Raw genomic sequence first — 21,247 nt, 5'->3', positions numbered from 1 at the left:
TGTCGGGGGGGGTACGCGGGTACAGCACCAGATCGCATCAACAGGAGGCCGCCGGTGAGACGAGCGCGCCCAGGGGCGGCGCCCCGTGGGACACGGGGTACCACCCAAGCCCGCAGGGCCGCTGCGGAGCAGCGTGCCCTGACCAGTGTGGAAGCGGGGGCGGATCTCGACGGGTTCGACGATTTCGGCGACGGTGGCGCGGAGGACCGGGCCGACACGGTGCACCGCTTCGGCGGTTCGGGCGGTGACCGGCGCATCGCGGACGACGCGTCCTCCCCGGACAGCGACGTCGTCTCCAAGCTCTGGCACATCACCCTGTGCGCCTCCGGCCCCGAGGCCCCGCTGAGCGAGGTGCGGCGCGGTCTCGAGCAGCTCGCACACGACCACCCGTTCCTCCTCACCAGCCGGTATGCCAACGATCACGCGGAGATCCGCTACTGGGAAGAGGCCCGGGACCTGCACGACGCCGCTGCGGTGGCGCTGCGCCTGTGGGGCGAGCACCGGTCCAGCGCCAAGCTGCCGCCGTGGAAGATCGTGGGCCTCGAAGTCATCGACCGCGAGACCTACCACCAGCGCATCGCCGAGGGCTACGGCCCGCCCCCCGCGTCACCCGTCGGCGTCCATCCCTTCTGACCGGGCCCCCGTCCACGGACCGGCCGGTGACGCGGCGTGGGATGCCTCGCCGGTGGCCCCGAACAGGTCGGCCCTTCACCGGAGCGGCGCCGCCCCGACGACGCTACCGGGAAGACAGTGGACCGGTCTCGGAACAGGACCCGTTCCGTCTCGCACTGCGGGATACGTGCGGGATGCCCGCAGACGGCGCATTACCCTGCGGGCATGACCTCGCTCTCGCCGTACGACAACCTCACTCCGGTCACCCAGGCCGCCTACCGGGCCCGCGCGGCCGCCGCCGAGATCGCGCCACTTCCGCGCGCGGCGAAGGACGACGCCCTGCAGGCGATCGCGGACGCCCTCGAGGTCCGTACCGGTGAGATCGTCGAGGCAAACGCCCAGGACATCGACCGCGCCCGGGAAGCCGGCACCAGCGAGTCGATCATCGACCGCCTCACCCTGACGCCGGAGCGGGTCAGGGCCATCGCCGCGGACGTGCGGCACGTCGCCGCCCTGCCCGATCCGGTCGGCGAGGTCGTGCGTGGCTCCACCCTCCCCAATGGCATCGACCTGCGCCAGGTCCGGGTGCCGCTCGGCGTCGTCGGGATCATCTACGAGGCCCGTCCGAACGTCACGGTGGACGCCGCGGCGCTCTGCCTGAAGTCCGGCAACGCCGTCCTCCTCCGCGGCTCATCCTCCGCCTACGCGTCCAACAACGCCCTGGTGAGGGTGCTGCGGGACGCCGTCGGGGGAGCCGGGTTGCCCGCTGACGCCGTGCAGCTCGTGCCGGGCGAGAGCCGCGACTCGGTCCGCGAGCTGATGCGGGCCCGTGGCCTCGTCGACGTCCTCATCCCGCGCGGTGGGGCCTCCCTCATCCGCACGGTGGTGGAGGAGTCCACCGTCCCCGTCATCGAGACCGGTACCGGCAACTGTCACGTGTACGTCGACGCCGAGGCCGACCTCGACATGGCCGTAGCCATCCTGATCAATTCCAAGGCCCAGCGGCCCAGCGTCTGCAACGCCGCCGAGACCCTCCTCGTGCACCGGGACATCGCCGACGCCTTCCTGCCGCGTGCCCTGGATGCCCTCGCGGAGGCGGGCGTGACCGTCCACGCCGACGAGCGCACGCTGCCCTACGGCGAGGCGTCCAAGGCCACGGTCGTGCCCGCCACCGTGGAGGACTGGGAGACCGAATACCTCTCCTACGACATCGCCGCGGCCGTCGTGGACTCCCTCGACAAGGCCGTCGAGCACATCCGTCTGTGGTCCTCGGGCCACACCGAGGCCATCGTCACGACCTCCCAGGCCGCCGCGCGCCGGTTCACCCGGCTGGTCGACTCCACGACGGTCGCCGTGAACGCCTCCACGCGTTTCACGGACGGCGGCCAATTCGGATTCGGCGCCGAGATCGGGATCTCCACCCAGAAGCTGCACGCCCGCGGTCCCATGGGCCTGCCCGAGCTGACCTCGACGAAGTACATCGTGACGGGGGACGGTCACACCCGGTGACGGAGGGATGCGGGCAGTTGCCCGCACTCCCTGCCCAAAAGCCACACCCAGGTCTACCCTGAGAGCGTGCCGGACGACGTGGGGGGCAGGCCGTTCCAGGACGGCCGGGAGCCCGACGACGACCGCGGAGGCGCGGACCAGGACTTCGCCTCCGTGGTGTTCGACGAGGGTTTCGTGCGGTCCGCCACGATCCACGAGCCCTCGGCTGTCGAGCGGCTACTCGCGGCCGCCCAAGCACGTGCGGAGGCCGAGGCCGCGCGAGCCCGTGCCGGCGTCGGACCGGTGGAGGACGAGCTCCACGACGACTACGGCCCGGGCGGTGAGTACGCCGACGGGCGCCCGTACGACGACTTCTACGACCCGGACGGCCTCGCCCGTGAGTTCGGCCCCTACGGGCCGCACGGAGGTGTTCTGCGCCCGTACCGGGGGACCGCCCGTTGGCACCGGCCCGTCGCTTGGGTCCTCGCGCTGCTGATGGGCATCGGGATGATCGCCCTCGCCTTCGCGGCGGTCTACCGCGGAGCGTCGGCGAACCGCCAGGACCGGGTTCCGGCACCGGCCACCACCGGCGTCGACGCCCCTTCCCACAGCGCGCTCCCCGAGCGGGTGACGGGCCCCTCCGCCTCAGCGGACTACTCCGCCCCTCCCGTCTCCGCAGTGCCCCGCACGCCCTGACGACCGCGTGAGCGCGGGGCAGAACTTGTCGCGCAGCAGCGCGTTTACGCCAGCGCCTCCCGACCTACTCTGAAGATATGGCAGGGCGTGGAGACCCACCTGAGGGGACACCCGAGGGGCTCCCCGGCGGAGATGAGGACGAGTACCGGTCCGTCGTCTTCGACGAATCGTTCATCCGTGCTGCCCGGCTCCAGGAGTTTTCCGCCCAGGAGCGCATGGGCGAGCACGCCAGAGCCGTGCGGAGCCGTCGCGTGATGAGCCTGCGGGGTGGGTCCAAGCAGGCCCTCATGCTCGTTCTGATCATCGCTCTGGCCTTTGGCACCGCCATCTACATGGGCGTCCGGCATCCCTATCAGCCCCCTAGCGCCCAGCCCGTCCAGCAGCTGCGCAGCACCGTGATTCCCCTCGCCCCCGAGGGCACCGTGCCCGGAGGCGATCCGGTGACGTTGTACGCCCACAGCCCCGCTGCCAAGTTCCCCAAAGGCTCCGCCGGCATCACTCTTCCGGGTGTACGCCGCACCAGGAATTTCACGGATGCCCAGGTGATGAATGCGCTCATGATTGCCAAGGACTACCTCACCGTCTCCTCCCTCGATCCTGATGTGCTCATCGGCAGCGAAGTTCGGCCCGTGCGGATGCTGCTCGATCCGGGGCAGGCGCCCCAGTTCGACCGGTCGCTCGAGTTCCCCGCGAACGACGGCCGGCACGCGGCTACCGGCTGGCTCGTCCGGTTCGATCCGACCAAGGTTGCACTGGCGGACACCGACGTACGGGTCAGGGGAACGCTGCGGGTCGTCGACGCCGGCCCCGATGACCTCGAGGTCATGTCGGACCACACGCTCACGTACGCCCTGCGTCCCGTCGGGCAGAGCCCGGACGCCACTGCCGGCCGTGCCGGCAGGGCATCACTCTTCACCGTCCGGAGGGAGCTCCACTTCCGCTTCGATCGCGACGACCTGCGTCTCCACCGGGCCGAGCTGCTCTTCAGCCACGTACAGGCGGGTCCCATGGCGTGCTCGGCCGACGTCTCCACCGAGCTGCGACCGCTGCTGGCGGGCCAGCGGGCCGGCACGGAGAGCCCGGCCGGCACCGACCCGTACGAGTCGAGCCGGGCCGCCGCACTCTGCGGAACCCTCTCGGCGAGCGCTCAGCCCTCGCCGTGATCGCCTGATTTGCCATCGCCGTCTGATGTGCCGCGGCCGTCCGACGGAGTGCTGCCGTCAGTGCCACCGCGGCTTGCGCTCCCCGTGAACTTGTCGCGCAGCCGGCCGCCGAGGTCGCCCGCGCCACCTGCTATGTCTCCGACCAGCTTCATCAGCGGATCCTTGCTGGTCCGCACCGACTCCGCGTAGTGGGAAGCCGACTCGCGGAAGGAGTCCGTGACCGAGGTGTCCTTGTCCTCCGTGCGGCGCGTGTAGTGGCCGTCCATGATCCGCTGGTAGTCGCGGCTCTCGGCCCATTTCTTCAGCTCCGCGGCGCGCACCGTCGTGAAGGGATGCGTACGCGGCAGCATATTGAGGATCTTCAGGACCGAATCGCGAAGGTCACCCCCGGCCTCGTACTCCTCGGCCTGCTCCAGGAAGGCATCCACGTTCATCTCGTGCAGGTGGTTACCCCCGGCGATCTTCATCAGACCGCGCATCGAGGCCTGCAGGTCCTGCCCCACCAGCAGTCCGGCCCGGTCCGCCGAGAGCTCCGACTTGCGGAACCACTCACGCAGCGCCGTCACGATCGCCGTGATCGCCACGTTCCCGAGCGGGATCCAGGCGACCTTGAGGGCGAGACTGGTGAGGAAGAGCAGGATCGTTCGGTACACGGAGTGGCCGGAGAGCGCGTGGCCGACCTCGTGACCGACGACCGCGCGCATCTCCTCCTCGTCGAGCAGCTCCACCAGGCCGGTCGTGACGACGATGATCGGCTCGTCCAGGCCGATGCACATGGCATTCGGATTCGGGTCCTGGGTGACGTACATCGGCGGGACCTTCTCCAGGTCCAGGATGTAACAGGCGTCGCGAAGCATGGTGTTCAGGTGCGCGAACTGAGCGTCGCTCACCCGCACCGAGTCCGAGAGGAAGAGCAGCCGCAGGCTGCGCTCGGGCAGCAGTCCGCTCAACGCCTTGAACACCGTGTCGAAGCCGGTCAGCTTGCGCAAGGCGACCAGAGCAGAGCGGTCAGCAGGATGCTCGTAGGCCCGGGAAGAAATCCCCGGGAAACGCCTGCGCTGCCTGCTCGGCACGTTCTCGTGGCTGTTGTCGGTCATCGGGTGCCCCCTGTCCTCACGAGTCTTGGCTCGTCCCCCTGACGGTCCCCAGCGTATGCGCTGGGGCTACGGTGCGGCGGAGGCCTGTGGATAACCGAGGAGTGGAACCGACATGCCGGACACCGCCGCACTGCTTTCCGCCGCGTCCGGGCAGCAGGAGGGCGACACGCTCCGGATCATGCTGCTTGTCCCGTTGGTCGGAGCTGCCCTGCTCGCCTGGTTCCTGCTGCGCGGCTACCGCGGAAACGGGGACGGCGGAACCGACAACGACTGAGTCGACGTGAGCGTGCCCGGACCACACGCATACGATGTGCCCGAAGTCTCCGCTCCGACTCCCGATCGAATAGGTCCTGCAGAAGATGAGCCTCGCCAGCACAGCCGCCAACCTGGTCACTCTCGCCGAGGGCGCCGAGCACGGTGGCAACCACGAAAGCCTCAGCCCCTACCTCACTGGTGGAGGCGCACTCTTCGCCCTTGTTCTGTTGCTGTGGATCACCACCCGCTTCAACCGCGACCGCTGAGGCCGGGCCGGGTCGCCGGGCAAGTAGGCTCTGCACGCATGGAGCAGCAGGTAATGCCCACCGGCCACGGCAAACGCCGACTCGGCGTCATGGGCGGGACGTTCGACCCGATCCACCACGGACACTTGGTGGCCGCCAGTGAGGTGGCCGCCCTGTTCCACCTCGACGAGGTGGTGTTCGTACCCACCGGGCAGCCGTGGCAGAAGACCCACAAGGCGGTCTCACCGGCGGAGGACCGTTATCTGATGACGGTCATCGCCACGGCTTCCAACCCGCAGTTCTCGGTCAGCCGCATCGACATCGACCGGGGCGGGCCGACGTACACGATCGATACCCTTCGGGACCTGAGGGCGCTCAACGCCGACGCGGACCTCTTCTTCATCACCGGCGCGGACGCCCTCTCCCAGATTCTCACCTGGAGGGACGCCGAAGAGCTGTTCTCGCTCGCCCACTTCATCGGTGTCACCCGACCGGGCCACGACCTGACCGACGACGGCCTGCCCAAGGGCGGGGTCTCGCTCGTGGAGGTTCCCGCGCTGGCGATCTCGTCCACCGATTGCCGCGCGAGGGTCGCGCAGGGCGACCCTGTCTGGTATCTGGTGCCGGATGGCGTGGTGCGCTACATCGACAAGCGCCAGTTGTACCGCGGCGAGTGAGCCACGGAGAGGGGCACCGGTGAACGACCAACAGAACCCGTACGACCCGTACTACTCCCAGCAGCCGCAGATCATCGGCTACGACGAGTACGGGCAGCCGGTCTACCAGCAGCCCCAGCACTCCGCGCAAGGACAGGGCTACGACCCGTACGCGCAGCCACACCAGCAGTACCAGCAGTACCAGCAACACCAGCAGACGTACGGCTACGACCCGTACGCCCAGCCTCAGCAGCCTCAGGGCTATGCCGCGTACGGCCAGGCCCCGACCGCACCGGGCGGCTACGCCTACGACGCCGGGCAGCACGCCGCGCTCGACACCTCCCAGTCCGGACTCGACACCGGTCAGCAGTGGGACGTCCCGCAGCAGCAAGAACCGCCGGCGGACCGGCCCGCGCAGGCCGGGCCGGCGTCCGTGCCCGGACAGCGGCGGCCCGCCGCGCCGGACGCCGAGCGCGGTGACGACGACTACCGCACCGGGCAGTTCTCGTTCGTCGAGGAACCGGACGAGGATTCCGAAGACGTCATCGACTGGCTCAAGTTCACCGAGAGTCGCACCGAGCGGCGGGAGGAAGCCAAGCGCCGCGGACGCAACCGTGTCGTCGCCCTCGTCGTCGTCCTGGCCCTCGCCCTCACCGGAGGCGTGGGTTACCTCTGGTACGCGGGCATGCTGCCCGGGGTCTCGGGGCCTGGCGACGCCCGGACCACCGCCACGGGACCGCAAAAGCGCGACGTGATCGTGGTGCATCTGCACAACACCAAGAAGAAGGGCACGTCCACCGCCCTCCTCGTCGACAATTCCACCACCACGCAGGGCACGACCGTCCTCCTGCCGAACTCGCTCGCCATCGCCGACGACGAGGGCAACGCGACCACCCTCGGCAAGTCCGTCGACGACGACGGCAGCACCGGCACCCGCGAGTCGATCGGCAGCCTGCTCGGCACGCGCATCACCGGGACCTGGCGGCTCGACACCCCGTACCTGGAAAACCTCGTGGAGCTGGTCGGCGGAATCGACCTGACCACCGACGCCACGGTGCCCGGGGCCAAGAAGGGTGAGGCTCCGTTGGTGAAGAAGGGCGAGAACCAGACGCTCAACGGCCAGGCGGCCGTCGCCTACGCCACCTATCGGGGACCGGGCGAGGCCGAGGACAAGCAGCTACTGCGCTTCGGCCAGGTGATGTACGGCGCGCTCCGGAAGATCTCCAGTGATCCGAAGGGAGCGACGATCACCGTCGAGACCCTCGCCCAGATCCTCGACCCTTCCCTTCCGGAGAAGGACCTGGGGGCGTCGCTCGCCCGCCTCGCCGAACACGCCAAGGGAGGCGACTACAAGACCGCCGTGCTACCGGTGCAGCAGGACGGAACGCTCAGCCAGCAGGCGAGCGACAGCGTCGTCAAGGACGTCCTCGGCGGCAAGGTCAGCGCACCGGAGCAGGGCGCGGCGGTGCGGGTCGGCGTGCGCAACGCCAGCGGGAACGCCGACGCCACCGAGGCCGCGCGGATCGTCCTGGTCAATGGCGGCTACTCGTTCATCGATGTGGGGAAGGCGGAGACCGCGTCGACGTCGCAGGTCACCTACGGTGACGAGGGCCAGAAGGCCAAGGCCGTGGAGGTCGCCAAGACACTCGGGCTGCCGGAGGGCTCGGTCAAGCCCGGCAAGCCCGCCGCCAACGCCGATGTCCTGGTCCTCCTCGGCGGTGACTTCAAGGGCAGGTGACCCCTGGACTCCCGTCGGGACATGCCCGACGGGAGTCCGCACCCCACGGGCGCGGCGGAATCGGGGGCGTGTCGACCGTCGCGCGACAGGGGCCGCGCATAATCACTGCGTGGGGTGCCGGCGGTCCGTGAGACCCTTGAGGGGACCTGACCACCGACGAAAGCCTGCTTGTGACCGCCACGGACCGCTCTCTCGAGCTCGTCACCGCCGCCGCCCAGGCGGCCGCCGACCGCCTCGCGCACGACATCATCGCGTACGACGTCAGCGATGTGCTGTCGATCACCGACGCCTTCCTGCTCGCCTCCGCGCCCAACGACCGCCAGGTCAAGTCGATCGTCGACGAGATCGAGGAGCGGCTCCTGAAGGAGCTCGGCGCCAAGCCGGTGCGGCGCGAGGGTGATCGCGACGCGCGTTGGATCCTGCTCGACTACGTCGACATCGTCGTGCACGTCCAGCACAGCGAGGAGCGCGTCTTCTACGCACTGGAGCGACTCTGGAAGGACTGCCCCGAGCTGCCGCTGCCCGAGGACGCCCTGAAGACGCGCGGCAAGGCGGAGGAGCACGCCCGCCTCATGGGTGACGGCAGCGGGACGGACGGTGAGCTGAGCTGAACAGCAGCGACACCGGGAAGGGCAGGGGCCGTCGCATCGTCCTGTGGCGGCACGGCCAGACCGCATGGAACCTGGAGCGCCGTTTCCAGGGCTCCACGGACATCGAGCTGACCGACACCGGTCTCGGTCAGGCACGGCGGTCCGCCCGGCTGCTCGCTTCGCTGAAGCCTGACGCGATCATCGCCTCCGACCTGAAGCGCGCAGTGGCCACCGCCGGCCAGCTCGCCTCGATCACCGGGCACGAGATCACCTACGACGCCGCGCTCCGTGAGACCTACGCGGGCGTGTGGCAGGGGCTGACCCACGAGGAGATCGTCGCTCGGTACGGCGGGGAGTACGCCGCCTGGAAGCGCGGGGAACCGGTGCGCCGCGGTGGCGGCGAGTTGGAGACCGAGGTCGCCGATCGCGCGGCGCCGGTCGTGCTGAACCACGCGGACAAGCTCCCTGACGGCGGCACGCTCGTCGTGGTCAGTCACGGCGGCACCATCCGCACCACCATCGGTAGGTTGCTCGGCCTGGAAGCGCGCCACTGGGAGGGTCTGGGCGGGCTCTCCAACTGCTGCTGGTCCGTGCTCGGCGAGGGGGCCAGGGGCTGGCGTCTGCTGGAGCACAACGCCGGCACCCTGCCCGAGCCGGTCCTCGGCGACGACGACTGAGGCCCGCCGAGGGCCCGGGACCGGCCGGATTTCCCTTTCCGGCTGGTCACAGGCTAAGGTTCTTCTTGTTCGCAGCGCGGAGCGTGAAGAACACAAGGGGCTATAGCTCAGTTGGTAGAGCGCTTGCATGGCATGCAAGAGGTCAGGAGTTCAATTCTCCTTAGCTCCACAAGCTTCATCACCCGGATCCCGTCCCCACCAGGGGGCGGGATTTTCCGTTCCGGGTGTCTCTCACCCCGTCGCGGCACGGAGCTCCGAAAGCCACTCCGCGCGACGGCGGCTTTCCGCGTCGTTCGGCGTGTAGGGCACGATCCGGCACTCCGGCATCCCGTTGACGGCCGGCGACAGGGATGCCCTTCGGGCCTCTCGCCCACCGCTGCGTGGCGGAAGACCCTTGTCCGGGGACCTGGCGGCACGACGTCCCCCCTCCCACAGTGCGGCATACTCCGGGCAGGTAGCCGAGAGCCGTCGTACGAAGGTCTCCCACGGGTGCTCGCCCGGGTATCGCCCGTACGCATCGCACCGGGTCGCCACCATCACCGGCAGTTCGCCCTCCCGGGAGACGAGCGGGCAGCCCGGCCCGGGCGTCGTGAAGAGGGCCCACGGCGCGTTGGGCAACTCACCGTTCCGGGCGGACCTCGGTGGCTGGCTGGCGGGAGCCGAAGAACAACTGCCGGTGGGCCGGGTTGGTGGCGACGACGTCGTAACGACTGTTGGAGGCCAGCCGGGGCCCTCCTCGCCGCGGGTGTCCACCGGGGCCGACGGGGTGGTTGCTGGAAGGCGGTGCCGCCACGGGCACCGGCACGTGCGCCGCGTTCATCAGTGTCGGCGCGGGTTCGTCCCTCACCTTCACCCCCACGCTTTCGGGTGTCCTCGCGGCCGTGGGGCAGGAGGAGGCGCGGTCGCGAGCGGGCTGTTGGTGACCGTCAGTCAGCGCGGACAGCTCCTCGGCGTGGCGGAGTTCGGCACACTCCTCCTCCACCGCCTCACTGTTCCCCGGGCCCATTCGTCCGGCCGGGCGCTCCGGGTGTGCGCCTTCGCGCTCGCAGGTGCCGCGATCTTGGGAGCGATCACCGGCCTCGTTGGCCGACGGCCATGACCAGGTTGCCTGGCCATGGCAGAATCGGGATGGCGGGAGGGAGATGACGCCCGGACGGGAGGGAGAGCCGATGCCCGGAGGCAGCATCGAGGACGACGATGGCCTGCTTGCCGCTCCGGGTGCACGTGCTCGTCTTAGCTGTCCTTCGTGCGGCTCTTCCCATGTCGCCCAAGTGCTTGGTGACAACGGAGGTATTTCGTACGTGTGCACGGCCTGCGGCCACAGCTGGAGCTGAGTGATGGGTGCACACAGGAGGAAGTGCGACTGGTGCGGCAGCGGCACGCCGATCGTCCGCGACATGGACCCGGTGAACTCCGACTACCAGTACTGGTGCGAGGAGTGCGCCCGGGCGCTGATCATAAAGGGCGACCCCATCGAGACCTACCGGGAACTCGAAGGGGAACCGATCTACGGGCGGCTGCTCGACGAGCACTGCACGCTCAAGCGCTTCTACTCCTTCGCGACCGCCTGACGCGCCCCGTTGCCTGCCGCCGACCGGTCGTTCAGCTTCACCAGCACGCAGTGGCCATCGCCGGCCGGTCTGCCCCTCTGGCCGGTAGACCATCAGGTCGGGCAGCGTGACATGAGCCGCCCGCTGGGCCGTCCGGAAGACGGTGCATGAGACCGGTGCAAACGGTGTAAAAGGTCCGCCGGTCGGCTCTGCGGACCGAGCAGGACGCCCTTGCGATCACGGTCACGAAAGGGGCGTTACCGCCCTCATCGGGTAGAACAGGAAACGATTTGCTGAACCACCGGGGGGACCGTGTAATGTTCTCCGTGTCGCCGCGGGGGGAAACCCACGAAGGACGGAAGACGACAAGGGGCTATAGCTCAGTTGGTAGAGCGCTTGCATGGCATGCAAGAGGTCAGGAGTTCAATTCTCCTTAGCTCCACAGCAGCTCGTCAGAGCATGAGGAAGAGGGCCACCCGATCGGGTGGCCCTCTTCCTTGTCTCCGCTAACTCCGGCCGCTGCCCAGGGCCTTGCGGCTGGTCGACGGCAGAGCCGCCGGACCCTTCTTCTTCTCGGGGGACGGCGCCGACGACGTCTGCTCGAGACGGATCGCGAGTGCCGGGCAGCGTCGCACCACCCGCTGTGCACGCCCGCGCAGATGGGTCGGCACCGCGGCTTCCGCCACTGACGGGTAGCCGTCGGCGCCCATGCGGATCAGCTCCGGCACGATGTCCGCGCAGATGCCGTGGCCGCGGCAGAGCGTCCAGTCGATGGCGAGCTTCTCTCCGCTCGGGATCGACTCCTGCGCCTCCTCGTAGCCGGGCATGGGCAGCGGGAGCACGCCGGTCGTCTCGCGCCCGCAACCGCCGTGCAGGACGTGCGCGGCCAGGTCGTCCGTGAAGGCCGACAGGGTCGACACGAAGAAGCGTGCGGATCCGTCCGGGTGCTTGCACGCACCACGGCCCTTGACCGCCTGGATGACCTCGCGCAGCGCCTCCAGCGCGGCCGGACCGCCACCGTTGATCACATCGGACAGGCCGCCGGCCGCGGCGGGCAGGCCGAGCTTGCAGGGACCGCACTGGCCAGCCGTCTCGGCCGCGAGCCAGTTGGCCACGCGCTGCGCCTCGCCCAGCGGGCAGGTCTCGGGTCCGATCGGCAGGATCGCGCCAGCCCCCAGCGCGCCGCCCACGTTGGCCAGTGACTCGCGCGAGATCACGGCGTCGTGGGTGGCGGCGGCATCGATCCAGTCGCCGTGGTAACCACCGGTCAGCACACCCTGGGGGACCGGCGGAGCGCCCGCGAGCTGGAGCACGTAGCGCATCGGGACGCCGGTCGGCACTTCGAGCACCATGGGTCGCGCCACGGCCCCGGAGACCGTCAGCATCACCGTGCCCGGCTCGTTCTCCAGGCCGGTGTTGGCGTACCGGCGGGCGCCCACCCTGGCTGCCACGGCGAGCTGCGCGAACGTCTCGGCGTTCGACAGCAGTGTCGGCGCACCGCCGACACCGGACTCGGCGGCCCGCTCTCGGCGGCCGGGAGGCAGCGCGGGGCCGCCGTTGATCGCCCGGATGATCGCCGAGGCCTCGCCGGAGACCATGCGCTCGGGGTTGCGCTGCACCCGGGCGCGCAGCTGCTGGCCCCGCCGGTCGGACAGCCCCCGCTCGGCGAGGGCGGCGCGTATCGAGACCTCGGTGGAGTTGCGGGTCACCGCGACCACCAGCGTGCGGGCGCCCAGGGCTTCGGCGGCGAGCAGCGCCCCGTCCAGGATGAGGTGCGGGGCACGGTTGACCATCACGGTGTCCTTGCGGCATGCCGGCTCGTCCTCGCTGGCGTTGACCACCACGACGGGCCGCACTCCCCGTCGGATCGCGGACTTGGCCACCGCTCGCAGCTTCTTGGCGAACGGGAAGCCCGCGCCGCCGCGGCCGCGCAGGGATATGTTCTCGGCCAGCTGGGCTAGTCGTTCCCCGCTCATCGGCTCGAGAGGCCCATGCACTTTGAGGTGCATGGCGAGGTCGAGTCGCTCGACCAGGTCGAAGCCCTGGGTCAGCTGGGGGAGGCCGACGACGCGGACTTCGGGGACATCGGGGAGAGGGGCGTTCACGGTCGTTCTCCTGCAGGTGCGTGCCAGGGTTCCCCGGCCCGGGGCGGATAGAGGGTGCCGGACTGTGTGTCGTCCAGCGGGCCGGGGAAGGCCTGGGTCTCGTCCAGCGGGCCGGGGTGGGCCTGGGTCTCGTCCAGCGGGCCGGGGTAGGCGGTCGTGGGCGTCTGGGCGTCGTAGCCGCCCGAGGTGCCGTACGCAGAGCCCTGGTCGTACGGGGTGCCGTAGGAGGCGTATGAGGAAGTGGGGCCCGTCTCGTACGGAGAGGAAACGGGTTGGGACGGAATGGCCTGCGCGGGCGGCGGCGGAGACGGTGTCGGCCAGAGCCCGGAGCGCGGGGCGGGGTCCTCGGCGATGATCGGCAGTTCTTCGGTCAAGGGGACGCGCTCGGCGAGGGGGATGCCGTCCGAAGGCACCCCCGAGGACGTCGGGGAGCCGGTCGGGCGTGTGGAGGCGTCACCGGCCATGGAGACGGCGCGGTATGCGGCGGAGATGCCCGTTCCGGGTCCGTCACCGGGCAGGGGCCCTTCGGAGAACGATCCCGAGCCGGGGAATGCGCCTTCGGCGGTCGCCGGCTCGGAGGCGGACGCCTCCTGGGCGGACGGGTAGACCTGCGACGCTTCGTACAGCTGCGGGGAGGGTGCCGCCAGCCTCGGCGGCTCGCTCCTGGACACTCCCAGGGTGGACCCGAGCGGGGGGCCGAGGGGCTGTCCGAGGGGGCGTCCCAACGGCTCGTCGCGGTCGGCAGGGCTGCGCGGGAAATCACGCTCGTACTCCGGCGGGGCGGACATGCCCGAGGTGCCGGGCAGAGGTGCCGTGGAGAGATTGCGCCGGGACTGCTTCGACTCTTCCGTGGGGGTCTCGACGTTCCGGCCGGTCAGTGACAGGAGCCGTTCGACGACCTGGCGCTTCACGTGGGGCGGGAGCAGCCGCAGGGAGACGGCGACTGCGGCTCCGGCCAGGGAGAGGCTGTACAGGGTCGTCACCCACGCGGCTGCGGGACGTCCGGCGAACAGGCCGTGGATCAGCGCGGCGCACCACGCCGGATAGGCCAGCATGTGCAGGGCCCGCCAGCTGTTGGCGAGGCTGTTGTTGCCGGCGAGGGCGCTCCGTGCCGCGCCCGTCGCGCCTGCGATCACCATCAGGAAGCCCGCGAGCGAGCCGAAGCCGATGAGGACGGAGGTGCCGGTGAGCCCGAGGCCGAACGGGACAAGGGCCCCCAGCAGTTCGACGTGCCCCAGCGACACCTTGACCGACACGTGCAGCAGGAGGAAGCCGATCGAGGCGGTGGCCGTGGTCCGGTGGATCGCCTGGGCGATCAGGCGTTGCCGCACGGAGAGGAAGATCCGGTCGGTGGCGAGGAGGCCCCAGGCGACGGATGCCGAGAGGGAAACCAGCGAGAGGACGCCGGAGCCGAAGTCGAGGAAGGTGCGCAGTGTGTCACCGCCGCCGATGGCGAGCAGGGGGATGAGCACGAGCGCGGCGACGATCAATCCGCCCTGTGCCTCACGGCTCAGGCCCGGTTGGTCGGGCGACGAACGGATCTTGCGACGAGGGTTCATGGGGCAACTCCGAGTGGTGCGGGAAAGCGGTCCCGTGAACGAACTCTAGGTGTCCGCATACCAGCTAGTACGACGTTTGCAGGTTTATCGAGGCCATGGGCCGGTTACTGACTCTGGGGTTGCCCTGGATAAGGGCGATACGCCGAGTAACTTCGGTGACCGGAACCACTCGCTGCCCGGATGGCGGGTGACGGTGGCCTGGTCACACATCCGGTACCTGCGGTTACAGCGCGTCTGGTGTGGCGCTCTCGGTCACCGCCCGGATGCTCGATGCAGCGGGATGGGCCCCTGGGGTACCCTGACGCCATGCGTGCCGTACGCCTTCTGCTTAGCGAGCCGCGCTGATCAGTCCCGACCTGTGAATCAAACGGTCGGAATCGGCGCGGCTTCCCCTCCTGTGCGAGGGGATTTTTCGTTTCGGTAATCGCCGGCAGAGACGATCGATGGAGCTTTGAGGATCATGAGCGAGACGAATTCTGCTGCCGTGGAGGCGGCTGCACCGCACCGCTATACGGCGGCCATGGCAGCGGATATCGAGGCGCGTTGGCAAGACTTCTGGGATGCCGAAGGCACCTATGAGGCGCCCAACCCGAAGGGCGACCTGGCCGGTGCCGCGCCGGTCGTCGCCCGGCCCAAGAAGTTCATCATGGACATGTTCCCGTACCCCTCCGGGGCGGGGTTGCACGTCGGTCACCCGCTGGGCTACATCGCGACTGACGTCTACGCCCGGTACCAGCGGATGACCGGCCACAACGTGCTGCACACCCTGGGATTCGACGCCTTCGGCCTGCCCGCGGAGCAGTACGCCGTCCAGACCGGCACGCATCCGCGCGTCTCCACCGACGCCAACATCGAGAACATGAAGGCCCAGCTGCGCCGGTTGGGCCTGGGTCACGACAAGCGCCGGTCGTTCGCCACGATCGACCCGACGTACTACAAGTGGACCCAGTGGATCTTCCTGCAGATCTTCAACTCCTGGTACGACGATGAGGCGAAGAAGGCCCGGCCGATCGCGGACCTCGTGGCGCAGTTCGAGAGCGGCGAGCGGGCCGTCCCTGGCGAAGAGCGGCCCTGGAACGAGCTGAGCTCCGCCGAACGCGCGTCGGTACTCGGTGAGTACCGCCTGGCCTACGCCTCCGACGCCCCCGTCAACTGGTGCCCCGGGCTGGGCACGGTGCTCGCCAACGAGGAAGTGACCGCGGACGGCCGATCCGAGCGCGGCAACTTCCCGGTCTTCAAGGCCAAGCTGCGCCAGTGGAACATGCGCATCACGGCCTACGCGGACCGTCTGCTCCAGGACCTGGACGCGCTGGACTGGCCCGAGGCCATCAAGCTGCAGCAGCGCAACTGGATCGGCCGCAGCGAAGGTGCGCGCGTCGACTTCGCCGTCGACGGCCACGACGGCGCGCGGGTCACCGTCTTCACGACCCGTCCCGACACCCTGTTCGGCGCGACCTACATGGTCCTGGCGCCTGAGCACGGTCTGATCGACTCGATCCTGCCGGACGAGTGGCCCGAGGACGCCCGGGGCAAGGACGCCTGGACCGGCGGTGCGGCCACCCCGGCCGAGGCCGTCGCGGCGTACCGCAAGCAGGCCCAGACGAAGAGCGACGTCGAGCGCCAGACCGAACACAAGGACAAGACCGGTGTCTTCAGCGGCGCCTACGCCCTGAACCCGGTCACCGGAGCGCGGATCCCGGTCTTCGTCGCCGACTACGTGCTGATGGGCTACGGCACCGGTGCCATCATGGCCGTGCCCGGCCAGGACGAGCGCGACTGGGAGTTCGCCGAGGCGTTCGGGCTGCCCATCGTCCGCACCGTCCAGCCCCCACAGGACTGGGAAGGGGAGGCGTTCACCGGCCAGGGGCCCGCGATCAACTCGGCGAACGACGAGATCTCCCTGAACGGCCTGGGAGTGGCCGAGGCGAAGGCGAAGATCACCGAGTGGCTGGTCGCCAAGGGCATCGGCGAGGGGACCGTCAACTTCCGGCTGCGGGACTGGCTGTTCAGCCGTCAGCGCTACTGGGGCGAGCCCTTCCCGATCGTCTACGACGAGGACGGCGTCGCCCACGCGCTGCCCGAGTCGATGCTGCCCCTTGAGCTGCCGGAGGTCGACGACTACTCGCCGCGGACGTTCGCGCCGGACGACGCCGACACCCAGCCCGAGACCCCCTTGTCGCGCAACGAGGAGTGGGTCAACGTCGAGCTGGACCTGGGCGACGGCGTCAAGCGCTACCGCCGCGAGACCAACACGATGCCGAACTGGGCGGGCTCGTGCTGGTACGAGCTGCGCTACCTGGACCCGCACAACCGGGAGCAGCTGGTCGACCCGGAGATCGAGCAGTACTGGATGGGGCCGCGCGAGGGACAGCCGCACGGTGGCGTCGACCTGTACGTCGGCGGCGCAGAGCACGCCGTCCTGCACCTGCTGTACGCCCGCTTCTGGTCCAAGGTGCTGTTCGACCTGGGCCACGTCTCGTCCGTCGAGCCGTTCCACAAGCTCTACAACCAGGGCATGATCCAGGCGTACGTCTACCGCGACGCCCGGGGCTTCCCGGTGCCGGCCGCCGAGGTCGAGGAGCGGGACGGGAAGTTCTTCTTTGAAGGCGAGTCCGTCAAGCGCGAGCTGGGCAAGATGGGCAAGTCGCTGAAGAACGCCGTGACTCCGGACGAGATCGCGGCCGATTACGGTGCCGACACCCTGCGCCTGTACGAGATGGCCATGGGACCCCTGGACGTCTCCCGTCCGTGGGACACCCGCGCGGTCGTCGGCCAGTACCGGCTGCTGCAGCGGTTGTGGCGGAACGTCGTCGACGAGGCGACCGGACAGGTCACCGTCGTCGACGAGGAGCCGGACGAGGCGACCCTGCGCGCCCTGCACAAGGCCATCGACGGTGTCGGCCAGGACATGGAGGCGATGCGCTTCAACACCGCCATCGCCAAGGTGACCGAGCTGAACAACCACCTGACCAAGGCGGGCGGCCCGCTCGCCCGGTCGGTGGCCGAGCGGCTGGTGCTGCTGGTCGCGCCGCTGGCACCGCACGTCGCCGAGGAGCTGTGGCGCAAGCTGGGCCACACCGACTCCGTCGTCCACCAGGACTTCCCGCTCGCCGACCCGGCGTACGTCGTGGACGAGACCGTCACGTGCGTCGTGCAGATCAAGGGCAAGGTCAAGGCGCGCCTGGAGGTCTCTCCCTCGATCTCGGAGGAGGAGTTGGAGGCGCTGGTGCTGGCCGATGAGACGGTCGTCGCGGCCCTGGGCGGCGCGGGCATCCGAAAGGTGATCGTGCGGGCTCCGAAGTTGGTCAACATCGTTCCGGCCTAGCAGCCGACGGGGCGATCCGGCCGCCGTCCAGGCGGCCGGATCGCCCCTGGCGTTTCCCCTAGGGGCAGGTTGGGGGTTCCGATGGAACCCCTCGCCTGCCCTCTCCGTTTACGGTGGGAGGACACAGCCGTACGACCGGAGGGCGCCCCATGGAATCCGTCATCCTCATCCTGGCGCTCCTCTTCCTCGCCTTCGTGGCGCTCGGGGTGTACGTGAGCGTCAAGGTGGTCGGTGCGGCCAAGCGCGGTGTCGATCGCACGCTCACGCAGGCCCGGCGGACGGTGGAGGACACGACGCTGCGGGCGAAGACCCTCGGGCAGGGGGGCGCGGCCGCCGAGCTGGCGCAGCTGAGGCTCGATCTGCGTACGTCGATGCGGGCCACCCAGGACGCCCTGCGCACGGGGGCCGTCGAGGACGCATCGCTGTCGGAGTCGATCGGCCTGTTCGAGCGGCTCAGTGTGCACGGGCGGGAACTCGACGACGAACTGAGGCGGCTCGAACGCGATCCCGACCGGAACCGCGTGGTGGAACGTTTGCCGCAGCTGCGGGAGCGCGTCGAGCGGATCACCCACTCGGCGGACTCGCTCCGCTGGGCGGCCAGGGACCGCGCGCGGGCCTTCGCGGACGACGATCTGGAAGCGCTGTCCGCGCAGATCGACGTGGAGGCGGGGGCGCTGAGGCACTGGACGCGGACGGAAGCGGAATGGGGGGCAGACACGATCCCGCCTTCGTCGGAGCCGGCGTCGGCATCCGGGCCGCCGTCGACTGCCCGGGAAGCCGGGGCGCCCGCGTCGGAGCGTTCCGGAGAGACCCCGCGCACCGCAGGGCCGGAAGGAGGGCCGTCGGGGCCGCGAGCGATCACCGGGCGGGATCCCCGCAGGCCGAAGACGTACGCGTGGGAGAAGACGGCTCGTCCGGAGCCCACGAACTAGGACCTGTCCCGCCCCTCGGGGTGGACCTACGGAGCCCGTGGCCGAGCCGGACGACCGGGCCGGACGCGTACCGGGCGTGGGCGCGGTGGTCCGACGAGGCCAAGCCCGTCGCCCGGCATGCGAACCCCCTCCGGATGGAGGGGTTCTGCTGACCGGAACCGATCAGCGGGGTGGGGTCGGGCTGCCACGATCCGGCCCCTGCGGGTAACCTCCCGCTCATGTCCCGCCATGTCGCGATCGTCACTGATTCAACGGCCTACCTGCCGCCGCAGACGATGGAGCGGCACGGCATCACGGCCGTGCCGCTGACCGTCGTGCTGGGCGACCGCGCTTTCGAGGAGGGCACCGAGATCTCGGCCCGTTCCCTCGCTCTCGCCCTGCAGAAGCGGCGTTCGGTGACCACGTCCCGACCGAGCCCCGAGACGTTCGCCGAGGCGTACCGTGCGACGGCTGAGGCGGGGGCGTCCGGCATCGTCTCCCTGCACCTGTCGTCCGAGTTCTCCGGGACCTACGACGCCGCTGCGCTGGCGGCACGGGCCGCCCCGGTTCCGGTCCGTGTCGTGGACACCGGCATGGTCGCGATGGCGCTCGGGTTCTGTGCGCTCGCAGCGGCGGAAGCCGCCGATGCGGGGAGCACGCTGGACGAGGCGGTCGCAGCCGCCGAGAAGAGGGCGGCGGGCACGTCCGCGTTCTTCTACGTCGACACCCTGGACTACCTTCGGCGCGGCGGTCGCATCGGAGCGGCCCAGGCGCTGCTCGGCTCGGCGTTCGCGGTGAAGCCGCTGCTCCAGCTGGAGGGCGGCCGGATCGAGCTGCTGGAAAAGGTACGGACGGCGTCGAAGGCGATCGCCCGCCTCGAGGAGATCGTCACGGAACGCGCGGGCGCGGGACGGGTGGACATCGCAGTGCACCATCTTTCAGCCCCGGACCGGGCGTCGGCGCTGGCGGCTCGGCTGCGGGAGCGGGTGCCCGGGGTGGCCGACCTGCATGTGAGCGAGGTGGGTGCCGTGATCGGCGCGCATACGGGACCCGGTCTGCTGGGCGTTGTGGTCTCGCCGCGCTGACCCGGGGCGACTCTGGTGATCGGGGGCGCCGACAGAGACCCGGGCGGGGCGAGCGGTAGCTGACGCTGCGGCGGGGAAACCCGACGCCTCACGGCACCGGAGAATCACTCCGGAGCGTGACGCGGTTATCCACAACGGAGCGGTTGTCCACCGGATTGAAGGCGGTTCGGTGAGATTCGGCAGGAGTGCCTACCGTCAGGTGGCATGAATCAGCGATCACGTTCTGCAACCAGCGGCCCCGGCCGCGCCCCCGCTTCGGACGGTCGGGCACGCCATCGCCGTCCGAGGCTCTCCGCGGCCCGCCGTCCGGTTCCCGCCGCACCTGCCCCGTCAGCGGTCGTACCGCCGTCGCCTGAGCAGCAGCCCACGGGTGTGCGTCAGCGCGGGGACGCCTTGTTCCGTGCCACGGGGCCGGTCGCTGCAGACCGGGGCGTTGTGGGTGGCCGCGGCGCCGTGGGTGAAGGGGGCGCTGCGGAGCCGGACGAACAGGTCCCGCCGGCGCCGGGGACCAGGACAGGTGCCGGGCCGCCCTGGCGCGGGAAGAGGCCGCCCGGCCCGGGAGAGCTGCCGCCCGGGCTCGGAGGGAGCCTTGGAGGACGCCGGATCCCGCTGAGGCCGGCGGCGCCGCGTACCCGATCCGGGGCTGCGGAGGGCACACCGCCCGAGCGCGCCGTGACCGCGGGAAGCCGGAGCGAGCCGGCCCGATCCGCCGCGTCCGCCTCGACGGCTGCTTCTGCTCCGTCCGCTGCCTCTCCGGCTTCTTGTTCCAAGCCGTCACTGCGGGAGCGCGCACGGCTGGTGTTATGGGAGCGTTGGCCGTCCTGGGCCCGCGCCAGATGCGGTATGGAGCCGAGGACGCTGGCGGCGCTCGGCGTCGTCCTCGTGGTCGCCGTGGGGCTGGCCGCGCAGCATTTCCGGGCAGCGAGACCGGAGCCCGTGCAGCCACCCGCCCTCGTCGACGGGAGCCACGCCGCCGTGGTGGCTGCCGAGCCCCGCCCATCGCCTGGACCGCCGCCGGGCAAGGACTCCGCCGGACGCATCGTCGTCGACGTCAGCGGCAAGGTGCGGCGACCGGGGGTATTGAGACTGCCCCCGGGCTCGCGGGTGGCCGACGCACTGCGCGCGGCGGGTGGCGTCATGGCCGGCACCGACGTGACGGGACTCAACCGGGCGCGTGTCCTCATGGACGGCGAGCAGGTGGTGGTCGGAGTCACCGCGCCACCGGGGGCCGGCCCCCGGGCCGGCGACGGCACGTCGCCCACGGCATCGGTGAGTCTGAACTCCGCAACCGCAGAACAACTGGACACGTTGCCGGGCGTGGGTCCCGTGCTCGCCCGGCACATCGTCGACTACCGCACCGAGCACGGCGGATTCCGCTCGGTGGACGAGCTGCGCGATGTCACGGGTATCGGAGACCGCCGGTTCGCCGAGCTGAAGCCGCTGGTGAGCCCATGACGCGCCCGATGGCGCACCCCGGGGCGGGCGAGGTTCTCAC

At 70.2% G+C, this 21,247-nt stretch carries 20 protein-coding genes and 2 tRNA genes; 17 read left to right on the top strand and 5 right to left on the bottom strand.

All coding sequences use genetic code 11. The features are described 5' to 3' along the window. Positions 1-54 precede the first annotated feature (54 nt). The 4 genes from ACFXOM_RS19355 (at position 55) to ACFXOM_RS19340 (ending at position 3,959) form a co-directional block, all read left to right on the top strand. Positions 55-633 carry a hypothetical protein gene (locus ACFXOM_RS19355; protein ID WP_384932572.1) on the top strand — a complete coding sequence of 193 codons (579 nt, stop codon included), beginning with the start codon at positions 55-57 and terminating at the stop codon, positions 631-633. 204 nt (positions 634-837) lie between these two features. Next, entirely contained in the window at positions 838-2,121 is a 1,284-nt protein-coding gene (locus ACFXOM_RS19350) for a glutamate-5-semialdehyde dehydrogenase (protein WP_384932569.1), read from the top strand. Between the two features lie 66 nt (positions 2,122-2,187). Next, a complete protein-coding gene (locus tag ACFXOM_RS19345) occupies positions 2,188-2,796 on the top strand; it encodes a hypothetical protein (RefSeq protein WP_384932567.1) in 609 nt (202 codons plus the stop codon). Between the two features lie 77 nt (positions 2,797-2,873). Beyond that, positions 2,874-3,959 carry a hypothetical protein gene (locus ACFXOM_RS19340; RefSeq protein WP_384945307.1) on the top strand — a complete coding sequence of 362 codons (1,086 nt, stop codon included), beginning with the start codon at positions 2,874-2,876 and terminating at the stop codon, positions 3,957-3,959. Here ACFXOM_RS19340 and ACFXOM_RS19335 read toward each other — a convergent pair. Then, positions 3,944-5,056, bottom strand: a complete 1,113-nt coding sequence (locus tag ACFXOM_RS19335) for a M48 family metallopeptidase (protein WP_384932562.1) — start codon at positions 5,054-5,056, stop codon at positions 3,944-3,946. The two genes, ACFXOM_RS19340 and ACFXOM_RS19335, sit on opposite strands and share 16 nt — an antisense overlap. 112 nt (positions 5,057-5,168) lie before the next feature. Between ACFXOM_RS19335 and ACFXOM_RS19330 the strand changes: the two genes are divergently transcribed. The 7 genes from ACFXOM_RS19330 (at position 5,169) to ACFXOM_RS19300 (ending at position 9,386) form a co-directional block, all read left to right on the top strand. After that, entirely contained in the window at positions 5,169-5,330 is a 162-nt protein-coding gene (locus ACFXOM_RS19330) for a hypothetical protein (RefSeq protein WP_384932559.1), read from the top strand. A gap of 85 nt (positions 5,331-5,415) precedes the next feature. Continuing rightward, positions 5,416-5,577: a hypothetical protein gene (locus tag ACFXOM_RS19325; protein ID WP_384932557.1), complete on the top strand. Its 162-nt coding sequence runs from the start codon at positions 5,416-5,418 to the stop codon at positions 5,575-5,577. 38 nt (positions 5,578-5,615) lie between these two features. After that, on the top strand, positions 5,616-6,233 hold the full coding sequence (gene nadD / locus ACFXOM_RS19320) for a nicotinate-nucleotide adenylyltransferase (protein WP_384932554.1): 618 nt from the start codon (positions 5,616-5,618) through the stop codon (positions 6,231-6,233). 19 nt (positions 6,234-6,252) lie between these two features. Continuing rightward, positions 6,253-7,950 (top strand): LCP family protein, encoded by a 1,698-nt coding sequence (locus ACFXOM_RS19315; protein ID WP_385038581.1) that lies wholly within the window; start codon positions 6,253-6,255, stop codon positions 7,948-7,950. A 170-nt stretch (positions 7,951-8,120) separates the two neighbouring features. Then, a complete protein-coding gene (rsfS, locus tag ACFXOM_RS19310; RefSeq protein WP_384932548.1) occupies positions 8,121-8,561 on the top strand; it encodes a ribosome silencing factor in 441 nt (146 codons plus the stop codon). Then, positions 8,558-9,217, top strand: a complete 660-nt coding sequence (locus ACFXOM_RS19305; RefSeq protein ID WP_384932635.1) for a histidine phosphatase family protein — start codon at positions 8,558-8,560, stop codon at positions 9,215-9,217. The genes rsfS and ACFXOM_RS19305 overlap by 4 nt, the downstream gene beginning before the upstream one ends. A gap of 96 nt (positions 9,218-9,313) precedes the next feature. Continuing rightward, positions 9,314-9,386 (top strand) — tRNA-Ala (locus ACFXOM_RS19300). A 62-nt stretch (positions 9,387-9,448) separates the two neighbouring features. On the opposite strand, the gene ACFXOM_RS19295 is transcribed toward ACFXOM_RS19300, so the two are convergent. Together ACFXOM_RS19295 and ACFXOM_RS19290 are read right to left on the bottom strand one after the other, a co-directional pair. Next, entirely contained in the window at positions 9,449-9,835 is a 387-nt protein-coding gene (locus ACFXOM_RS19295; protein WP_385038578.1) for a hypothetical protein, read from the bottom strand. A gap of 1 nt (position 9,836) precedes the next feature. Then, a complete protein-coding gene (locus tag ACFXOM_RS19290) occupies positions 9,837-10,199 on the bottom strand; it encodes a hypothetical protein (RefSeq protein WP_385038575.1) in 363 nt (120 codons plus the stop codon). A 355-nt stretch (positions 10,200-10,554) separates the two neighbouring features. Here ACFXOM_RS19290 and ACFXOM_RS19285 point away from each other — a divergent pair, with 355 nt between their 5' ends. After that, on the top strand, positions 10,555-10,788 hold the full coding sequence (locus tag ACFXOM_RS19285; protein WP_384932539.1) for a hypothetical protein: 234 nt from the start codon (positions 10,555-10,557) through the stop codon (positions 10,786-10,788). A 348-nt stretch (positions 10,789-11,136) separates the two neighbouring features. Beyond that, a tRNA-Ala gene (locus tag ACFXOM_RS19280) sits at positions 11,137-11,209 on the top strand. Positions 11,210-11,273: 64 nt separating this feature from the next. Here the strand turns inward: ACFXOM_RS19280 and ACFXOM_RS19275 are convergent. Then, positions 11,274-12,872 (bottom strand): NADH-ubiquinone oxidoreductase-F iron-sulfur binding region domain-containing protein, encoded by a 1,599-nt coding sequence (locus tag ACFXOM_RS19275; RefSeq protein ID WP_384932536.1) that lies wholly within the window; start codon positions 12,870-12,872, stop codon positions 11,274-11,276. Then, positions 12,869-14,431: a hypothetical protein gene (locus tag ACFXOM_RS19270; RefSeq protein ID WP_384945313.1), complete on the bottom strand. Its 1,563-nt coding sequence runs from the start codon at positions 14,429-14,431 to the stop codon at positions 12,869-12,871. The genes ACFXOM_RS19275 and ACFXOM_RS19270 overlap by 4 nt, the downstream gene beginning before the upstream one ends. Before the next feature lie 460 nt (positions 14,432-14,891). Between ACFXOM_RS19270 and leuS the strand changes: the two genes are divergently transcribed. From leuS to ACFXOM_RS19250, 4 genes are all read left to right on the top strand, one after another. After that, entirely contained in the window at positions 14,892-17,756 is a 2,865-nt protein-coding gene (gene leuS / locus ACFXOM_RS19265) for a leucine--tRNA ligase (RefSeq protein WP_385038572.1), read from the top strand. A 149-nt stretch (positions 17,757-17,905) separates the two neighbouring features. After that, positions 17,906-18,688 carry a hypothetical protein gene (locus ACFXOM_RS19260; protein WP_384932528.1) on the top strand — a complete coding sequence of 261 codons (783 nt, stop codon included), beginning with the start codon at positions 17,906-17,908 and terminating at the stop codon, positions 18,686-18,688. Between the two features lie 218 nt (positions 18,689-18,906). Further along, positions 18,907-19,752, top strand: coding sequence for a DegV family protein (locus ACFXOM_RS19255; protein ID WP_385038569.1), 846 nt, complete (start codon positions 18,907-18,909; stop codon positions 19,750-19,752). Positions 19,753-20,595: 843 nt separating this feature from the next. After that, positions 20,596-21,207 carry a helix-hairpin-helix domain-containing protein gene (locus tag ACFXOM_RS19250; protein WP_384932524.1) on the top strand — a complete coding sequence of 204 codons (612 nt, stop codon included), beginning with the start codon at positions 20,596-20,598 and terminating at the stop codon, positions 21,205-21,207. Positions 21,208-21,247 lie beyond the last annotated feature (40 nt).

The organism is Streptomyces sp. NPDC059169 (assembly GCF_042755225.1).
GTDB lineage: Bacteria > Actinomycetota > Actinomycetes > Streptomycetales > Streptomycetaceae > Streptomyces.
Note: the sequence above shows the minus strand (reverse complement) of the source record. Positions and strands in the feature narration are given on the sequence as shown.

Excerpts from the sequence above, each read along its gene's own strand:
- ACFXOM_RS19350 (WP_384932569.1), top strand. The coding sequence starts at position 838 with ATGACCTCGCTCTCGCCGTACGACAACCTCACTCCGGTCACCCAGGCC.
- ACFXOM_RS19340 (WP_384945307.1), top strand. The coding sequence starts at position 2,874 with ATGGCAGGGCGTGGAGACCCACCTGAGGGGACACCCGAGGGGCTCCCC.
- ACFXOM_RS19335 (WP_384932562.1), bottom strand. The coding sequence starts at position 5,056 with ATGACCGACAACAGCCACGAGAACGTGCCGAGCAGGCAGCGCAGGCGT.
- ACFXOM_RS19330 (WP_384932559.1), top strand. The coding sequence starts at position 5,169 with ATGCCGGACACCGCCGCACTGCTTTCCGCCGCGTCCGGGCAGCAGGAG.
- ACFXOM_RS19325 (WP_384932557.1), top strand. The coding sequence starts at position 5,416 with ATGAGCCTCGCCAGCACAGCCGCCAACCTGGTCACTCTCGCCGAGGGC.
- nadD (WP_384932554.1), top strand. The coding sequence starts at position 5,616 with ATGGAGCAGCAGGTAATGCCCACCGGCCACGGCAAACGCCGACTCGGC.
- ACFXOM_RS19285 (WP_384932539.1), top strand. The coding sequence starts at position 10,555 with ATGGGTGCACACAGGAGGAAGTGCGACTGGTGCGGCAGCGGCACGCCG.
- ACFXOM_RS19270 (WP_384945313.1), bottom strand. The coding sequence starts at position 14,431 with ATGAACCCTCGTCGCAAGATCCGTTCGTCGCCCGACCAACCGGGCCTG.
- leuS (WP_385038572.1), top strand. The coding sequence starts at position 14,892 with ATGAGCGAGACGAATTCTGCTGCCGTGGAGGCGGCTGCACCGCACCGC.
- ACFXOM_RS19260 (WP_384932528.1), top strand. The coding sequence starts at position 17,906 with ATGGAATCCGTCATCCTCATCCTGGCGCTCCTCTTCCTCGCCTTCGTG.
- ACFXOM_RS19255 (WP_385038569.1), top strand. The coding sequence starts at position 18,907 with ATGTCCCGCCATGTCGCGATCGTCACTGATTCAACGGCCTACCTGCCG.
- ACFXOM_RS19250 (WP_384932524.1), top strand. The coding sequence starts at position 20,596 with ATGGAGCCGAGGACGCTGGCGGCGCTCGGCGTCGTCCTCGTGGTCGCC.